General features: G+C 54.1%; 11 protein-coding genes. 6 read left to right on the top strand and 5 right to left on the bottom strand.

Annotated elements, in window-relative coordinates:
* Positions 1 to 86: 86 nt before the first annotated feature.
* Together FHT67_RS25120 and FHT67_RS25115 are read left to right on the top strand one after the other, a co-directional pair.
* The gene (locus tag FHT67_RS25120) at positions 87 to 824 is read left to right on the top strand and encodes a FadR/GntR family transcriptional regulator (RefSeq protein WP_167201692.1); all 738 of its coding nucleotides are present in this window, start codon (positions 87 to 89) and stop codon (positions 822 to 824) included.
* Positions 787 to 2007, top strand: a complete 1221-nt coding sequence (locus tag FHT67_RS25115) for a CynX/NimT family MFS transporter (protein WP_167201691.1) — start codon at positions 787 to 789, stop codon at positions 2005 to 2007. Before FHT67_RS25120 ends, FHT67_RS25115 begins: the two co-directional genes overlap by 38 nt.
* A gap of 51 nt (positions 2008 to 2058) precedes the next feature.
* Here the strand turns inward: FHT67_RS25115 and FHT67_RS25110 are convergent, their stop codons facing one another.
* The 5 genes from FHT67_RS25110 to FHT67_RS25090 form a co-directional block, all read right to left on the bottom strand.
* Entirely contained in the window at positions 2059 to 2367 is a 309-nt protein-coding gene (locus FHT67_RS25110) for a hypothetical protein (protein WP_132309248.1), read from the bottom strand.
* Between the two features lie 117 nt (positions 2368 to 2484).
* Positions 2485 to 4014 (bottom strand): UxaA family hydrolase, encoded by a 1530-nt coding sequence (locus FHT67_RS25105; RefSeq protein ID WP_207918165.1) that lies wholly within the window; start codon positions 4012 to 4014, stop codon positions 2485 to 2487.
* Entirely contained in the window at positions 4011 to 5519 is a 1509-nt protein-coding gene (locus tag FHT67_RS25100) for a tagaturonate reductase (RefSeq protein ID WP_167201690.1), read from the bottom strand. Before FHT67_RS25100 ends, FHT67_RS25105 begins: the two co-directional genes overlap by 4 nt.
* The gene (gene uxaC, locus FHT67_RS25095) at positions 5516 to 6967 is read right to left on the bottom strand and encodes a glucuronate isomerase (protein WP_167201689.1); all 1452 of its coding nucleotides are present in this window, start codon (positions 6965 to 6967) and stop codon (positions 5516 to 5518) included. The genes FHT67_RS25100 and uxaC overlap by 4 nt, the downstream gene beginning before the upstream one ends.
* Positions 6968 to 6979: 12 nt before the next feature.
* Positions 6980 to 8275 carry a Gfo/Idh/MocA family protein gene (locus FHT67_RS25090; RefSeq protein WP_167201688.1) on the bottom strand — a complete coding sequence of 432 codons (1296 nt, stop codon included), beginning with the start codon at positions 8273 to 8275 and terminating at the stop codon, positions 6980 to 6982.
* Between the two features lie 137 nt (positions 8276 to 8412).
* Between FHT67_RS25090 and FHT67_RS25085 the strand changes: the two genes are divergently transcribed.
* The 4 genes from FHT67_RS25085 to FHT67_RS25070 all read left to right on the top strand — a co-directional run bounded on the left by FHT67_RS25085 (position 8413) and on the right by FHT67_RS25070 (position 19191).
* The gene (locus FHT67_RS25085) at positions 8413 to 9282 is read left to right on the top strand and encodes an AraC family transcriptional regulator (RefSeq protein ID WP_167201687.1); all 870 of its coding nucleotides are present in this window, start codon (positions 8413 to 8415) and stop codon (positions 9280 to 9282) included.
* Between the two features lie 96 nt (positions 9283 to 9378).
* On the top strand, positions 9379 to 10626 hold the full coding sequence (locus FHT67_RS25080; RefSeq protein ID WP_167201686.1) for an MFS transporter: 1248 nt from the start codon (positions 9379 to 9381) through the stop codon (positions 10624 to 10626).
* Positions 10627 to 10792: 166 nt separating this feature from the next.
* Complete coding sequence (locus FHT67_RS25075) at positions 10793 to 17506, top strand: DUF7507 domain-containing protein (RefSeq protein ID WP_167201685.1); 6714 nt, start codon at positions 10793 to 10795, stop codon at positions 17504 to 17506.
* Positions 17503 to 19191 carry a DUF11 domain-containing protein gene (locus FHT67_RS25070; RefSeq protein ID WP_167201684.1) on the top strand — a complete coding sequence of 563 codons (1689 nt, stop codon included), beginning with the start codon at positions 17503 to 17505 and terminating at the stop codon, positions 19189 to 19191. Before FHT67_RS25075 ends, FHT67_RS25070 begins: the two co-directional genes overlap by 4 nt.
* The last annotated feature ends 19 nt before the right edge of the window (positions 19192 to 19210 follow it).

The raw sequence follows: 19210 nt of genomic DNA, 5'->3' as shown, positions 1-19210 counted from the left end.
AATGGTCTTTTTTATTGCAAAATGTTTTCTTCCGGTGTAAAATAACCAAACATCCTACGTTTGAACGTTTGGGAAGGAGCAATGCTATGCTAAAGCAAACAAAGCGACTAACACTGGTTGAACAAGTGGCTGAACAGATTGAAGGATTAATTGCTTCCGGTCAATGGGCGGTTGGCACAAAGGTTCCCCCTGAGCCTGAGCTGATGGAGCAGCTGCAAGTCAGCCGCAATACGCTGAGGGAAGCGATCCGTGCCTTAACCCATGCCGGATTGCTGAAAACAAGACAAGGCGACGGCACTTACGTCAGCTCCTCCAGCGCGCTTGGACCCGTACTAAAGAAGCGGATTCAACGATCCAGCTGGCTGGAAACGCTGGAGGTCCGGCATGCCTTGGAAAAAGAAGCGGCTAGTCTCTCCGCAGAGCGGCGGGACGAGGAGGACTTGGAACGGATGGCTTATTGTCTGGAGCAGTGTAAAGAGGCTATTCACAGGACGGATGCCGACGGTTACGCCCATTGGGATATGGAGTTCCATCAGGCCATATTCGCTTCCTCGCGCAACGGGCTGCTTATCGAGCTGTACGATTATATTTCCGACAGCGTACCTCCTATTCTTGTGGACATGTTTAACAGAGACCGGTTCCACGGCTTCCATGACAACCACGCACGGCTGCTTGAGGCGATTAAAGAGCAGGACAGCGCCAAAGCGGTAGAGATGGTACACCAATACATCGGAGAAACACAGCAGCATTTTCAGAATGAAGATATCACCGGAGGACTAGAACAACATGGAACAAATCAGCAAAATAACAAAAGCAGACCTTAAGAAAATTTCCGGTCTGCTGCTCGCTTTAAGCCTTATTTTCGTAGCTGCCAATCTTAGGGCTCCCATCACTTCGGTCGGACCGTTAGTCAGCTACATCCGCGAATCAACCGGAATCTCCAATTCCGTTGCCGGACTTTTGACAACCGTTCCTTTGCTCGCGTTCACGTTTATGTCTCCCTTCGCCCCGCAGCTCGCCCGGCGATACGGAGTGGAACGCGTCATATTTATCGCTTTGATTTTTATCGGAATCGGTACGTTATGCCGCTCCATTTCAAGCTCCGTTGCCCTGTTTGGCGGGACGATCCTGATCGGCTTGTCCATTGCCGTCTGCAACGTCCTTATTCCCAGCCTTGTAAAAAAAGATTTCTCAAACAAAATCGGCTTAATGACCGGTATATATTCGGTATCGATGAACCTATGCGGCGCTCTTGCTTCCGGCATTAGCGTACCGCTTGCCCGCGATGCGGGCTTTGGCTGGCAAGGCGCGTTAAGCTGCTGGCTCGTGCTGACGGCCGTGGGCATCGTCTTCTGGCTGCCTAGAATGAACCAGTCCCGTCAAACGGCTACTATATCCCAAGCGAGTACGGCTGCGGGTGAAGCCAAGCCTTGGCGCTCCTCACTTGCTTGGCAGGTTACTTTGTTTATGGGACTGCAATCCTTTATCTTCTACAATCTTGTTGCCTGGCTTCCGGAAATTCTGAACAGCCGTGGCATGACCAATGATACCGCCGGCTGGATGCTGTCGCTTATCCAGTTCTCGATGCTGCCGTTTACGTTTGTTATCCCAATCATTGCAAGCCGGATGAAGAGTCAACGAGTACTCGTCGTTATTACAACGGTGCTGTACCTGGTTGGCATAGGCGGCTTGCTGCTGGACGGAAACGGCTTGGTTCCGTTATGGTCGGTGCTTATCGGCGTTGCCGGCGCAGGCTCGTTTAGCCTCGCGATGCTGTTTTTCACCCTGCGTACCCGCACTTCCCATGCCGCGGCGCAGTTGTCCGGAATGGCGCAATCGGTCGGCTACCTTCTGGCGGCTATCGGCCCGCTCGTCTTCGGGATGATCCACGACATGACCCATCGCTGGACGGTATCGATAGGTATGCTCATTGCCGCAAGTTTGCTTATCTTTATATTTGGCATGGGTGCTGCCCGGGACCGCTATGTGGGCGATGAACGATCCTAAGTTAACAAAAAAACCAACTCCGCTTTTCACATCTCGGAGTTGGTTTTTTATCTAGCCTTCCACGATATCCGCTTCCAGCTCGCTTGCGATTTCGAGCATTTTCGGAACTACCGCCTCATTGCTTACTGCCACATAGAGATCGCCGCTATACAGCCGGAAAGGAATCTTAACCTCCCCATAGCTCCACATAAAGAAATCGCCCTCAATGGACATCGTGCTCTCCGGGCCTTTTACCGTAAAGACCGTGGTGTATTCGAAATCCGGCTTGGCTGCAAACAATTGCTTGCATTCGTCTAACGTCATATCCTGAACGTTGCCTGTTTCCTTCAAAGATCTAGTAATGCGGTAACGCTGACTCATCGTAATAGGCCTCCCGTAAATCTTATGTAAGTGCCTATTAGTATACATGACTTCCGACCCGCCTTCAAAACGGAAAAACCAGGCTGCCCATTAAGAGACAGCCCGGTTCATAAATGACTATAGAATAACGCCGTCTTTAAAAATCGCAATCTCGCGGAAGCCGTTACGCTCGTTGTTCGTCTCCCTCTCGCCTGAAGCAAGCTCGACAATCTGGTGAAGCAGCTCTTCCTGAAGCTCCTCCATCCGCTTTCCTTCGATCAGCTGACCCGCGTTGTAATCGATCCAGTTCTTTTTTCGTTCCGCCAGCTGCGTATTTGTCGCGATCTTGACCGTTGGAACCGGACCGCCAAAAGGCGTGCCGCGTCCCGTCGTAAACAACACGATATGAGCGCCCGCAGCCGATAAAGCCGTAACCGATACCAGATCATTGCCGGGCGCTTGAACGAGATTGAGGCCCGGTTTTCTTGACGGTTCCCCATACTGGAGAACGTCGGTTACCGTTGCATGGCCGCCCTTTTGCGTGCAGCCAAGCGACTTTTCCTCAAGCGTCGTAATCCCGCCGTCCTTGTTGCCCGGTGACGGATTCTCGTAGATCTCCTGGCCATGGCGGATAAAATAGCCTTTAAAGTCATTAACGAGGCTAACTATCCCGTCGAAAACTTGCTCATCCGCCGCGCGGTCCATTAGAATCGTCTCCGCGCCAAACATCTCCGGCACTTCCGTTAACAGCGCCGTGCCCCCGGCAGCCGTAATCGCGTCCGCGATACGGCCCACCAGAGGGTTCGCCGTAATGCCGGAAAACCCGTCTGAACCGCCGCATTTCAGGCCAATCCGCAGCTTGGCAAGAGGCAGCTCCTGACGTTTGAATCCGCTGGCGTACCGGACCAGCTGTTCGATCAGCTTGAGCCCTTCCTCCAGCTCATCCTCCACCTCTTGGGATTTCAAGAACTTAACGCGGTCCGGATTATAATCGCCAATCGCTTTCTTGAAGGCTTCAATCTGGTTATTCTCGCAGCCGAGACCGATGACAAGCACGCCGGCCGCATTTCCGTGCCGGACAAGCGCGGACAGCAGCTTCTGCGTCGCCGTCAAATCGTCGCCAAGCTGGGAGCAGCCGTACGGATGAGGGAAATGGTACACGCCGTCAATTCCTTGCCCTTCGAACTGGCGGCCAGCAAGCTTGGCCAGCGTCTCGCAAGTTTTGTTAATGCAGCCAACCGTGTTGATAATCCAAATTTCATTCCGTATTCCGATCTCGCCGTCTTCGCGAACGTAACCTTTGAAGGTTGACGGCCAAGACGGACTGACCTCTGCCCTAGCCGTATCCGTCTTAGGCTTGTATTCATACTCCAGAACCTCGCCTAATCCGGTACGGAGATTATGCGTATGAACCCAGCTGCCAGGCGTTATATCTTCTCTGGCAATTCCAATCGAGTAACCGAATTTATGGACATGAGCGCCGGCCGCAACGGGTTGAATCATAATTTTATGCCCGCGCGGCACCGCTTTGTCCACCGTAACCGATTGCTCGCTGCCGTCGGCCGAAGGCCATCTGACGATCTCGCCGGGTTCGATATCCCTCAGAGCGATAACGACATCGTCCTGCGGATGAAGCAGCGTTGCGTTTGTAATCGTAGCATTTCTCATGCTTGTTCCTCCAATTGCGCAAACTCGGACGTTAACCGGTCCGCCAGGCCGGCTAATCCGTTTAGATCCGTTCCCCACCATGCGTCGCGCCCGAGAACAGTCTCCAGCAGCTCCTTCAAGCTGAGCTCGCCGTTATCCACCCTGTTCCAAAGGGAGGCAAGCTCCGCCAGCATCGCCGCATCGTCGCGGATGAGCAGCCGTCTTCCATCCAGACGGCTGCCGGCATAAACGCCTTCCTCCGATTCCTTTACTCGGTACAGCTTAAGCAAGGAGGCGAATGCCTTTACAATTAACGGAGGCAAATCGCCAGTTCGCTCGTGATAAGCCATTAGAGTCGGCAGCAGACGCACCTTGAATTTGGATAAACTATTCATCGCAATATCAATCAGCTTATGCCGCACGTAGGGATTGGCGAACCGTTCGATAACCTGCTCCGCATAAGCCTTCATCTCCGCTTCCGGCAGCGGAACGGATGGCACAATCTCATTGAAAACGACTTCGCGCAGTTGTGCGCCGTACTCCGGATGCTCGATGACTTCGCGAACTTCATTTAGTCCCTTCAGCAGCCCGTATGCCGCCATCCAGGTATGCGCTCCATTCAGGATCCGTACCTTCCGGAGCTGATAGGACTGCAGATCGTTTGTCCATACGACGTTTAATCCCGCCTTTACGAACGGAAATCGTTCGTCAAGCTCCTCTTCCCCTTCAATCGCCCAAATATGATAAGGCTCAGCCGCATTCAAGAGAAGGTCCTTGATCCCCCATTCCGCATAACGCTCATTCGCTTCTTCGGCCGGGAAGCCCGTTACAATGCGGTCTACCAGCGAATTCAGGAAACGGTTATGCTTCCGGATCCACGCCAAGAACGCTTCTGGCAGCTTCCAATCCGAAGCATGCTGCAGCACGATATCGCGCAGCTTATCGCCGTTACGCTCAACAAGCTCGCAAGGCAGCAATAGAAGACCTTTTGCCGGATCGCCGCCGAAATGCTCAAACCGGCGGTACAGAAGCAGCGTGAGCTTACCCGGGTACGATAAAACCGGCTGATCCGGCGCCCATTCCGATGTCTGGTAGACCAGACCCGCTTCCGTCGTATTGGACACGACAAGCTCCAGGTCAGGGTTAGCCGCAAGCGCGAGGAAACGGTCCCATTCCTGATACGGATCAATAAAGTCAGAGAAGACCGAGATCAGCTCGCGGCGATCAACGAGCTCCCCTTCATGCAGTCCTCTGATCCATTGATAATACAGACCGTCCTGCTCCCTGAGCTCCCGCAGCTTCGCTGCGCCCGTTGGACGAGGCTGGGATACCGCAATGCTGCCGTTAAAAAGCCCCTGTTCATTGCAGCGGTGAATCATCCAATCCACAAAGCCGCGAAGGAAATTGCCTTCGCCAATCTGCAGCACCTTTACCGGATAAGACTTCATCCGGTTATAGGATGAAGCCTCTCCTTCCTTCAGGCTGGCATAATTCAAGGATGGCAGATTATTCGTCAGAGCGCTCATTGGGCAACCTCCGCCTGAACCTGAATGCTCGCCGATTCCGAACCAAAACGGAAATATTGCTCCGCGTTGCGGTAGCAGATGCCTTCCACGATAGAACCAAGCAGTTCCATATCCGCGGGCACTTGCCCGGATTCCACCCAGTCGCCAAGCAAATTGCACAGAATCCGGCGGAAGTACTCGTGGCGCGGATAAGACAGGAAGCTCCGCGAGTCGGTTAGCATGCCGACAAACCGGCTGATCAAGCCCATATTCGCGAGCGATTTCATTTGGGCAAGCATGCCGTCGATCGTATCGTTGAACCACCATGCCGAGCCAAGCTGGATTTTTCCAGGAATCGTGCCGTCCTGGAAGCTGCCGATAATGGACGCAAGCACGTCGTTATCCGAAGCATTCAAGGAATAAAGAATCGTGCGCGGCAGGCCTCCGTTATTTTCCATGCTGTCGAGCAATCGGACAAGCGGTTCTGCCAACGAACCCGTGTTAATGGAATCATAACCGGTATCCGGACCCAGACGTTTCATCATCGCTGCGTTGTTGTTGCGATGCGCGTGAATATGAAGCTGCATCGCCCAGCCATGATCGGCATACAGACGGGACAGGCAGACCAGCGTGAAGGTCTTGTATTGCGCTTCTTCCTCCAGGCTTACCGGTTCGCCGCGGAGAGCTTTCGCAAAGATCGCAGCCGCTTGCTCTTCCGTCGCATCCGCATGCAGAACCGTGTCGATGGCATGGTCGGACAGCAGACAGCCGGTCTGATGGAAGAATTCCACTCTCTCCTTCAGCGCTTTCAGCAGCAGGCTGTAGTCAGAGACTTCATAACCGCTTGCCTCTTCCAGACGGCTGATCCAAGGCAGGAACGTCGCGCGGTTGATCTCGAGCGCCTTGTCCGGACGAAACGACGGCCTAACCTGAAAGCCGTGCCGGTCTTCCTCCCTTAGCTTGATGTGATACTCCAGCGAATCCGCCGGGTCATCCGTTGTGCATACGACGCGCACATTGGAAACGCGCACCAGCTCCTGCGGCGTCATCCCCGTACCCTCAAATACGTTATTCGCTTTCCCCCAGATAACAGGAGCATTCTTCTCGTTAATTATTTCATCTATTCCGAACAGCCGCTTTAGCTCCAGATGGGACCAATGATACAGCGGATTGCCGATCGCCATCGGAACGGTCCGGGCATAAGCGAGAAAACGGTCATAATCGCTGACACCCTCGCCGCCCGTCACATACTCCTCCGCAATGCCGTTAGCCCGCATCGCGCGCCATTTATAGTGATCGCCATACAGCCATACCTCGGTCAAGTTACGGAATGGCTTATTCTCGTAAATCGCTTTCGGATCGAGATGGCAATGATAGTCGATAATCGGCATCGGCTTTGCGAATTGCTCGTACAACCGGGCAGCGGTTTCGCTGTTTAATAGAAATTGATCATCCATAAAAGCCTTCATCCGAAATTCCCCCTATTCGTAAAAGCGTACCAGGTCATCGACTTTCACCGATTGGCCCGTACGGATCGATTTGTTGGCCGCAATGCCTGTCAGGATCGAACGAGCGCCGTCAATATGGTTAGCCGCGCGCTTGAAGCGGTCCTCCACCGGCACGCCAAAGATATCGTTCAGCAGAACCGGATCGCCGCCTCCGTGGCCGCCTTCGCCTTCTTCGAATTCCGCCGTATAGGCTTCGCCAAACATCGGGAAGACGATGATGTTGACGCCTTGAACCGCGCCTTCCAGGGCTTTATCGCCGCCGGAGTTCACGTAGGACTGTTCGATTACCGTCATTTCGATGCGGCCTTTGGTACCGTTGAACGCAATCCGGTAGCCTTCCCAAGGCAGATAAGCATTAAGAGAATACGTCAGCAGGGCTTTGTTCTTGTAACGAACCATGACGCTCATCGTGTCTTCGATCGAGATACCGTCGCCAAACACGCTTTGATCGCGGCGGTAGCCGTCTTCTTTCTCCGCGTCGTAATACATCGCTTTCAGATGCTCGTTGTTGTCGAGCGGCAGGGCAAACGGATCGTTCTCCGCGTTTGGATTGCCGGTCGCGCGGTCATAGAACTTGGTAACGCCGCGCTTCTCGGCATTTTCCCGGCCGTAGAACAGCAGGTCGCCCATCGCGAATACCGTATCCGGCTCCGAACCAATCCAGAAGTTCACGAGATCGAAATGATGCGTCGATTTGTGAACAAGGAGTCCGCCGCTGTTGCGTTTGTCGCGGTGCCACCTGCGGAAGTAGTCCGCGCCGTGCTGCGTATTCAGCAGCCATTCGAAGTGAACAGAGGTTACATCGCCGATGGTACCGTTTTCAATAAGCTCGCGGGCTTTTGTATGATGCGGAGCATAACGGTAGTTGAACGTTACGCGCACTTGGCGGCCCGTCCGCTCTACCGCGTCCAGAATCTCCTGGCATTTCTCTTCGTCTACCGTCATCGGCTTCTCCGTAATCACATCGCAGCCAAGCTCGAGAGCACGGATAATATATTCATGATGCGTGCGGTCTACGGTCGTAACGATCACAAATTGCGGCTTGATCTCCTCGATCATGCGTTCGAACTCGTCGCTCCTGTATGTCTTCACGGCCGGGTAATCGTATTTGTCCTGCAGAAGCTTGTTCGCGTAGTTCATGCGGGTCTGGTTAATATCGCAAAAGGCAAGCAGCTCCGATGTTTCGCGGTAGGTCGTGGCAATCGCTCCGTAAAAAAATTCCGCGCGCCCCCCGGTTCCGACTTGCACGTACGTTTTCTTGTTAGACATTGGTTTGCACATCTCCTTATTGGCTGTTATTGGATTTCTTATAATCCAAATGTACAGCAATATCTGCTCAATATCTCCGCAATCTATGCTAGAATTAATTCTATACCGCATATTTTGTCATTCGGGGGTCTTTGATCATGAATTTAAGCAATGAATTATTCTATGGAGATTCAGAGGATCTTTTCTTTCTGGAATATAACAAGCGCAAGGGTCATTTCACGATGTCCGTCGAGCATATCCACGGTCAATACGAGCTTTATTACCTGTTCAGCGGGGAACGGCAGTACTTCATTAAAGACCGCAAATATCCGATTGCTGCCGGGGATCTGGTCCTTATTCCGGCCAACGAGCTTCACAAAACCTCGGATACCGGCGTTCCGAACCATGCGAGAGTTGTCCTCTATTACAATGAAAAATATTTCGAGCAATACGGCAAGGATGAGGCAAAGCTGCTTCTATCCCCTTTCCTTGGCTCGCGCCGTGTCTTCCGGCTTGCCCATCAGGAGCGCCTTCGCTTTGAACAGCTCTTGTATGGCCTTCTTCAGGAGGTGCAGGAGCGCCCCCCTGGACATGAAATGCCGATTCGCCATGCGGTTGCCGAAGCCCTTCTGTTCGCGGCGCGCCATGCCATTCATACCGCGCCGGAGTCAAGCGACGGCTCCGTTCCCCCTTCCCCGGCGGCAGCCAAAGCGATGGAAATCGCCAGCTATGTTGCCGATCATTTCCGCGAGCCGCTTACGCTCGACAGCTTAAGCAGGCAGTTCCATCTAAGCGCCAGTTACTTGAGCCGCACGTTCAAGAAGTACACCGGCTTCGGGCTGACGGAATATATCGGCATTACCCGGGTGAAGGAAGCGCAGCAGCAGCTTCGCGAAACGGATGAACGAATTACCGAAATCGCGGCGGATGTCGGATTTGAAAGCCTGTCGCAGTTCGAGCGCGTTTTCAAGACGCATATCCGGCTCTCGCCCCGCGATTACCGGAGCCAATACGGGCAAAAGGAATAATTTGTTTAGCACAAAATATCCTTCGTCTTTTCCGTCTGCCTTAAGGTATAATAGAAGCCTTGCAACTAGAAAAACATCCGGGAGTCAGTAGCATCCATGAATTCACTGTCGCATTATCCAAAAGAAATTAAAGTGTTCCTTATCGCCAGTCTTATTAACGCCATTGGCAGCGCGCTGATGTGGCCGCTCGTCACGATGTTCGTCTTCGACCAGCTTGGCCGTACGATGTCCGACGCCGGGCTGGTCATTCTCGTTCAGTCCATCGGCGGAATTGCCGGACAACTGCTTGGAGGCGCGCTGTATCACCGGGTTGGCGTAAAAAAGCTGATTATCGGCGCACTCGCCTTAAATGCCGCGGGACTGCTGCTTCTGCCGGCTTTAAGTCATGCCTGGACCGTATTTATAGTCATGATGGGCCTCATCGGACTGTTCAACGCCTTGTCGATGCCCGCTATCCAGGCCTTTATCGGCTTCCGATTTGCCAAGCAGCGCGGAGAGCTCTTCAATATCGTCTATATCGCCAACAATATCGGCGTGGCGGTTGGGACCGCGCTAAGCGGCTTTCTGGCCGATGTCTCTTATTCGCTTAGCTTTGTCCTGAACGGCGTTACATCCGGCGTATTCGCCTTGTTCTTCCTCTTCTATCTGCAGCGGGTTGGTACGGGCAGCGGGGATCATGCGGCGGAATTGATTCGAAAGAAACGAGCTGCTAGCGGCGCAGGCCTATGGCAGCTCCTTACCGACATTCGGCTTTACTTGTTTATGGCTCTGGGCGGAATGCTGATCAACCTCGGCAACAGCATCTGGAATACCGGCGTCTCGCCTTTTATTATCGAGCAAGGAATGTCGAAGCAAATGTTTGGCTATCTCTGGACGCTTAACGGCATTCTGATCTTTGTCGCCCAGCCGGTGACCAATCTGATCAAACGGCTGGCAGCAAGCTCGATTAAATCCCAGCTAACGGCTAGCGCCGTACTGTATTTGAGCGGTTATGCCGTGATATTGCTCATGCACAGCTTCCCGGGCATGGTAATTGGCATGATCCTGACGACGTTAGGCGAAATGCTGATCGCGCCGGCCATTCCCGCGTTCTTAAGCGAGAACAGCGGCAAAAACGCTCCGTTCTATTTGGGCTTGACCGGCGGAATCGGTTCGGCCGGACGCGTGATCGGCCCGTATATGATGGGCGGACTTTATGACGGCGGCGGATTAACGCCCGTTGCTTGGCTTGCGGTTATTACCGCCGCGTTATCGGCAGGCTCCTTCCTGATTCATTCTTTGGTCAACAAAAAGAATCAGGGACCTGCCAAACGCTTGCAATCGGGCAGCGTCGGCGCTTCTTGAACAAAAGGCTTGAACCCGTGATGGTTCAAGCCTTTTTTTAATTACGGTTGTATATTTAGGAAAGATGCGTAGTTAAGCCGGAATATGACTCATATGTATGAAAAGGATGGCCATAATACCGCTGTTTCTGCCCTCAATGAAACTAAAATGATGCGAACTCGAGGGGGTGATACCGATTCCTCTTGTCACTCGTGCGACATTTAACGCTACCGGAGCAATTACCTTCACCGGGAATACGCTCGGTTTAAGCCGTTCCGAGACGGCCGGCGTTCCGGGAACCCAGGATAGCATAGGGGCTTTTTCGACGATCAATACCGCATCTGTTTACGGTACATATCCTGCCGGTACGACAAGCGCTTTTGCCAGCAACAGCTCCTCGGCGGTCCTGACCCTGCCGACGGGCAGCACCATTCTTTACGCCGAGCTGATCTGGGGCGGCTCCTATATTAACGGAACGACGGACCTTAGCGCGTTCATTAATAACCCCGTTTCCTTCACTACGCCAGCCGGAACGTTTACGGTCTCGCCGGATTCCGCAACGAGCAATCAGGTCAATCTGGGCAATGGCGCCTCGGCTTACGTACGGTCCAACAATGTAACTTCGCTTATATCGCAAGGCGGCGCAGGAACGTATACGACCGGCAACGTGGTTGGTACCATTGTCATCACGGGTGATTCTACCGCCAATCATTGCGGCTGGACGTTAGGCGTTATTTACCAGAACCCGTCCCTGCCCTTCCGCAACATGTCGCTGCGCGCCGGAGCGGTGCTCGTGCAGGCCGATTCCGGTCCGGTTTCCACGACCTTGACCGGATTTGCAACCCCTATCTCCGGTACGCTGGGAGGCAGGGCTTTGTTCAGCGCCCAGGAAGGCGACGCCAACCGGACCGGCGACCAGGCCTTGTTTGGTCCAACATCCGCAACAGCGGTTGCGTTATCGGGCCCAAACAACTTTGCGAACAACTTTTTTGCTTCGCAGATCAACAACGATGCAGGCAACCTGAATACAACGGGCACCTTCGGCAGCCGCAACCAGACGAACGGCGCTCCGGGCACCAATATTATCGGCGGCCGGCAAGGCTGGGATATTACGAACGTTGATGTGTCCGCTCGCCTCGTCAATAACCAGCCTTCCGCCGTGCTTACATTGACAACCTCCGGCGATGCTTACGTTGTCAACGGAAACGCCATTCAGATCAATATCAACTCGCCAACCATCAACGTCGTCAAAAGCGCAAGCGTCGCCGGTGCCGTCGTTGGAGATACCATTACGTATACCGTAACGGTCAGCAATACGGGTACGGCAAATGCGGCCAGCGTCGTTCTCACCGATGCTTTGCCGGCCGGGCTTACTTTCGTAAGCGGGAGCGTCACGGTTGGGGGGATACCGCGGCCTACTTACGATATCATTGCCGGCGCACCGCTCGGAGCCTTGAACATCAACGGCTCCGTTGTCGTTACTTACCGAGCCGTCGTCAGCTCGCTTCCGAGTACCTTCCTGCTGCCTAACAGCGCGCAAGCGGCCTTTACGTTCCAGATGGTCGCGGGCGGCAACAATATTACCGGCGTTATTCCTTCGAATACCGTATCCGTACCGGTCTACTCGCCAATTATCGGCATTACCAAAAGCTCGAACCGGACGACCGCAACCGTTGGCAGTACGGTTACTTATACCCTATTCGTTGCAAATACCGGTAATCGGGCCGCTAACGTTACGCTAACGGATAACATTCCAACGGGAAGCTCCTTTATCAGCGGAACCTTTCGGGTTAACGGCGTAGTCGTTGTTGGAGCCAACCCTGCCGCCGGCGTAGCGATCGGATCCGTTGCCGCAGGCGCGACGTCTACCGTTACCTTTGACGTACAGGTCAACGCTTTGCCGACTCCGCCGCAATTCGTGGACCAAGGCACGGCGGCTTATACGTTTTCGCCGCCCGATGGCCGTACCCTGTCCGGTTCGGCAGCCTCCAATACGCTAACCCTGCCCGTCTCGCTTCCGAGCATAACTTTAACCAAGTCCGTGAATGTAACGGATGTTGCCGTTGGAGAAACGCTTACCTATACTTCGGTCATTGCGAATAACGGAACGGAAGCCGTAACGAATGTGACATTGACGGATGTGCTCCCTTCGGGAGCAGCCTTTGTTGCGGGAAGCGTAACGATCGGCGGCACGCCGAACGCGACGGCGAATCCGGCAACCGGAATTGCCGTCGGAACCGTAGCGGCTAACAGCTCCGTTACCGTTAGCTTGCAAGCATTGGTCAGCTCCATGCCGGCCAGCGCTCAGCTGGTGAACCGTTCCAACGTTTCTTACACCGTAGGTACCTTCTCGGGTACGGCCGCTTCCAATACTACAACAACGCCTGTCTACCAACCCGTCATTCCGCTGACCAAATCGGCAAGCACAACCAAGGCTACGGTTGGCGATACCGTTACGTATACCATCCTTGCCCGCAACACCGGCAACCTGGCTGCGACCGTAACGCTGTTCGACAATATCCCTGCCGGATCGAGCTTTATTCCGGGCTCCGTAACGATTAACGGCGCGGCCAGCCCGGCTTCATCGCCGATCACGGGCATTGCGATCGGCAGTCTGGCGATTAACGCCTTGACAACCGTCACGTTCCAGACGCTGCTGAACGCCTTGCCGTCTCCGCCCGTTCTGAACGACCAGGCAACCTCAACGTATTCTTATACCTTGCCAAGCGGCAGGACGTTAAGCGGCAGCAGCAGCTCCAATACCGTGTCCATAACCGCTTCCTCGCCGAATGTTACCGTATCCAAAACGGTCAACGATACGGCAGCGGCCGTTCAGGACGTGCTCACATATACCGTACTCGTCACGAATAACGGGATAGCGCCGGTGACTAGCGTCGTATTATCCGACCCTATTCCTCAAGGAGCAGCCTTTGTTTCGGGCAGCGTTACGATTAACGGAACGCCTTCGTCTCTCGCTAATCCAAACGCAGGTATTTCGCTTGGCACGATTAGCGCCGGTACTACCGTCACGGTGGCTTTTCAGATTCGCTTCACATCGCTTCCTCCGTCGGGCAGCCTCAGCAATGCGGCGAGCGCGGCTTTCACTTCCGGCGCGTTTACCGGCAGTTCAACCTCAAATACCGTTACTACGCCGATCTCGCAAGCCGTTGTTACGGTAAACAAATCGGCAAGCACCGCCAATGCAACGGTTGGCGATACGTTTTCTTACAGCTTTGCTTTTACCAATACAGGCAATGCCGCGGCAAACGTTACGTTGTCGGATACGGTTCCGAGCGGCGCCGTTTTTATTGACAACAGCGTTCTTGTTAACGGAGTGCCTACTCCGAATGTCGGTCCGGCAACCGGCATTCCGGTTGGCGTTATACCTGCCGGAGGATCCGCAACGGTCAGTTATGTGGTAAACATCGTTTCTTATCCGGCTAGCAGACAGCTGGTCAATACAGCGACTGCAGCTTATAATTTCACGCTCTCCAACGGACGGGTCATTAACCGCTCCGCCTTATCCAATACGGTTACCGTTCAAGTTGCGCTGCCGAATGTTTCCCTAGTAAAAAGCGCCAGCCGAGCCGTTGTCGTAGCCGGCGATACCATGACTTTCGCGTCCGTTCTGACGAATAACGGCATCGCGGCGGTGAACAACATTGTTTTGCGTGACCCGCTTCAATCGAATGCGGCTTTTGTACCTGGAAGCGTGTTGGTTCAAAATGTTTCTCTGCCGGCAGCCTCTCCCGAAGCCGGCATATCACTCGGTAGCCTGGCGCCAGGAGCATCGGTTACCGTATCCTTCGAGGTGATGATAACGATGGCAATCCCTTCACAGATTACGAACCAATCGACTGCCAGCTTTACTTCCGGCACCTTCTCGGCAACATCCGCATCCAACACGACGGTTACGCCGGTCACACAGCCGCAAATCTCGGTCGTCAAAAGCGCCAGTACGAGCAATGCCACGCTTGGCGACTCCATTATTTACACGTTAATGGTATCCAATTCCGGCAATCTGGCAGCGGCGACGATTGTTACGGATACCATTCCGGCCGGCACTACCTTCACCGAGAATAGCGTTATCGTAAACGGAACGCCAATGCCGGGGATTTCCCCGGTTACCGGGATTGATATCGGCTCCCTGGCTCCCGGCGCAACAACAACGATTACTTTTGGCGTTGTCGTTACTTCTCTCCCGTCTCCGCAAACGATAAGCAATACGGGAACGGCATCTTACGCGTATACGCCCGCGGATGGCCGCACCTTAACCGGTTCCGTCGATTCCAATACGGTCACCTTCCCGGTATCGGCCCCAAATGTCGGGGTAGCACTAAGCGCGAATTATACCGTCGTAACGGTCGGGGATACCATCACTTACACGGCTGTCATTACGAATAACGGGATTGAAGCGATCAACAACGTGCAGTTTACCGATCCTGCCCCCGCGGGAACCTCGTTTATTCCGGGAACGGTTACGGTTAACGGCACGCCGGTTCCCGGAGCCAGCCCGATTGGCGGTATCCCGGTTGCCTCTATACCTCCCGGCGGCACAGTCACGATTACGTTCGACAATAGCGTCAACTCCGTACCGGATCCCGCCGTCCTTAACAATACGGCTTCGCTTACCTTTACTTCGGGAGCTTTCTCGGGTACGGCATTCTCCAATCAGGTATCGACGCCGGTAGATCTGCCCGTCGTTTCCGTAGTTAAAAGCGCCAGTACGTCGAATGCTTCCGTCGGCCAGACGGTCACTTACACTTTAACGGTATCGAATACGGGGAATTATCCGGCTACCGTTACGATAACCGACAATATTCCCGCCGGTACCTCCTTTGTGCCAAACAGCGCTTTAGTGGGTGGCAATCCCGTGCCAGGCGCTGACCCGGTAACCGGAATTCCGGTTGGCTCCGTAGCAGCCGGCGCATCGGTCAACGTCACGTTCTCGGTCGTTATCGATTCCCTGCCGTCGCCTCAGCAGCTGTCCAATACCGGCACGGCCGGCATAACCTATACGCTGCCGGACGGCAGGTCCTTTAATCAGACAGCCGTGTCCAATACGGTGACCTTCCCGGTCTCCGCGCCTAACGCCACGGTTGTCAAAAGCACACCGTCTACCGCCGTATCGGTTGGCGATACGGTCGTTTATACGACAACCGTTACGAACAGCGGCATCGCCACGATCTCGAACGTCCTATTCACCGACCCGATCCCTTCGGGCTCCAGTTTTGTTCCAGGTTCCCTTACCGTTGACGGCGTTGCGAGACCTGCGGCGAATCCTGCTACGGGCGTCATCATCGATGCCATCAGCCCGGGAGCTGCAACTACCATTGTATTTAACGTCCTTGTGACCTCCCTGCCTTCGCCGGCTGCGCTGAACAACCAGTCTTCCGTCACCTTCACATCCGGTACGTTCTCGGGTGTTACCTTCTCGAATAGCGTGACAACGCCGGTCTATCAACCGATTCTTAACGCGGTCAAAACGGGCAGTACCGCAAATGCTACGATTGGCGATACCATAACGTATACGGTGGCAATCACCAACACCGGCAACTACGGAGCGGACATTACGCTGACAGACACGATCCCGGCAGGTACCGTCTTTGTTCCGAACAGCGTAATTGTCAACAATCAGCCGGTGCCGGGCGCTGACCCGTCTACCGGCATTCCGCTAGGCAATGTAACAACGTCGGCTACCGTCTCCTTCTCCGTGCTTATCCAGTCGCTGCCGCCGGGACAACAGCTTACGAACCAGGCATCCGCGACTTACGCGTATACGCTTCCGGACGGCCGCACGTTAAACGGATCCTTCACTTCAAATACGCTGCTTATTCAAGTCTCCGCGCCAAACGTTGCGGTAGTCAAATCGGTTCCGGTCACAACAGCCGTGGTAGGCGATACCGTTACCTACACGATTGGGGTAACCAATAACGGCATTGCGCCAATCAATAACGTTATTGTTGTTGACCCTATCCCGACGGATTCGGTATTTGTCGCCAACAGCGTAACCGTAGACGGGCTTCCGCGTCCCGGCGCATCGCCGGCTGCCGGCATTTCGCTTAATACTATCGCTCCCGGCGTAACGTCAACCGTGACGTTTAATCTGACGATCACCTCATTGCCTTCACCTGCTCAACTTAGCAACCAAGCAAGCGCAACCTTTACTTCCGGCGCTTTCTCCGGAACGGCATTCTCCAATACCGTGGTCCTGCCGGTGTATCAAGCGATTATCGGGATTCTGAAAGCCGCGGATACGTCCAATGCTACGGTTGGCGATACCGTAACCTACAATCTGATTGTGAGCAATACCGGCAACTTGCCGGCACAGGTTACGATTACGGACCCTTCTCCAACCGGCGGCGCGTTTGTGCCGAACAGCGTGCTTGTTAACGGCGTGCCGCAGCCCGGCGTTAATCCTTCCTCCGGTTTCTCCATCGGCACCGTTAACCCTGGCGAGTCCGTTGTGGTATCCGTTTCGTACGAGGTCATTATCCAGACGCTGCCGCCTTCCCAACAGCTCGTTAATACGGCCAGCGGCAATTATTCGTATACGGCGCCGGACGGCAGAACGATGACCGGTACGGTCAGCTCCAATACGCTGTCTATCCCGGTATCTTCTCCGGATGTATCCGTCGTGAAAAGTACTACCGCAATCGATGCGGTTGTTGGCGATGTCATTACGTATACGATTGTCGTCACGAACCTTGGCATCAGCCCGGTCAACAACGTCATCCTGGTCGACCCTGTTCCTACAGGTACCGTATTCGTGCCGGGCAGCGTAACCGTGAACAGCATCCCGGTGCCTGCGGGTAATCCGAATACCGGCATCTCCGTCGGAACGATTGCATCCGGTGCGTCTTCGACGGTTACGTTTAACGTGCAGGTGGTCACGATATGACCCCGCCCCATGCATTCAAGCTGCTGAACCAGACGCATGTCCGGTTCAGCAGCGGCATTTACGATGGAGTCGCCTATTCCAATACGGTGCAGACGCCGCTTGCCGGGCCCATTATTACGGCGGATAAATCCGCTTTCCCGCAGAAGCTGAACCGGAATCAGTCCGTTACTTTCAGCATTCGTATTTCCAATACCGGCAACCGTTCTGCGGAAATACAGCTGCAAGACTTATTTCCGGCTGGTTTATCCTTTATTCCCAATAGCGTTCTGATCAACGGCTCCCCACTGCCGGGCGCTTCGCCGCAGGCGGGGATCCCGCTAGGGAGCATTCAGGTTGGCAGCACGGTTCAAGTCCTTTTTCAAGCCATCGTTGTGTTTATCCCTGACTCGCATCTATTCGAGAATGAGGCCACGCTGCTTTACGCGTTTTCTACCCAGGATGGCAGAGTCGTTTCCGAATCCGTATTATCCAATAAAGTCACGCTTGAGGTTGTGCCGTTTCAATTGGACGCGCACGCCAGCTTGAGTACGCCGGTCACCTTCCTCGGTGATGTCGTCTTCTATGATCTGATCATTCGGAACGACGGCCTGCTTCCGATGGAAAATGTCATGGTATATCTGCCGCTGCCCGAGGGATTTGAATTTGTGCCGGGCAGCGTTGTGATCGACGGCGTGCTTGTGCCCTGGATTGATCCCGCCTCCGGCATTTATATCGGATACCTGGCTCCGGGCGCGGTTGCGTCCATTCGGGTTGCGATCCGGCTTGCCGCGATGCCTGCCGAGACGCAGGTTCCGTTTCAGGCGATTATCGAGTATACCGTTAACGGTACGGTGTACCGCGCGCTGGCCAATCTGCTTATCTTAAACATTACCGCCCCTTCCTTTTCCGTAAGCTTGGGCGTAGACTCTGTCCGGGCTTCGGCATGTTCCAGCTTGACTTATACGGTAACGGTCAACAACGAGAACAGCTTTGCCGTCGACGCGTATCTCATCCGGCTTATTCCGCAAGGTACGGTGTTTCTTCCCGATAGCATCATGATCGACGGAATTCCCCGCAAAGGGACGAATCCCGCTTCGGGTCTTTCTCTAGGCACCTTATTAGCAGGATCAACTGCCGTAATGACTTATCAGGTCCTGCTCCGGAACGGGAAACAGGAAACCGGTTATCCTCAAATCCCGAATCAAGTCGAAGCCATTTATACGTACAGGTTGGCGGACGGTCGGGTAGTCAGGCAAAATGCCGTATCCAATCCGGTTGCAACCGATATTTTCGGAGCGGTTATTTCCGTTCGGGCTAGTGCAAAGCCGATGTATTACGAGGTGGAGCGTTCCGTCCGCTTTACCGTCTGCGTGCAAAATTCGGGTAATCTCGCAGCCGAAGTGACCTTGTACCGAACCGAATATCCGAAGGGCTTCTGTCTGCTTGACCCGCAGGTGAATGACAATCAGGTCCCTTCCTTCGGGGTATCGGAAGGCTTGAATCTCGGTCTCCTTGCTCCGGGTGCAACCGTAAAGGTCAGTTATTGGATTTACGTCACCGACTCCGAAGACATTGCGAACGAATTGCTCACGCAGGTTGCCACACGATTCACGGCCCGTTTCAGCTCCAATTATGAAGACAGCACCTGCAGCGGCGAAAGTACGTCGAATGAACTGATCCTGCCGGTTGATCAGGATATCGAATAAAAAAAGCAGAGGCTTCGGC

This window comes from Paenibacillus sp. BK720 (assembly GCF_011761545.1).
Lineage (GTDB): Bacteria > Bacillota > Bacilli > Paenibacillales > Paenibacillaceae > Pristimantibacillus.
Note: the sequence above shows the minus strand (reverse complement) of the source record. Positions and strands in the feature narration are given on the sequence as shown.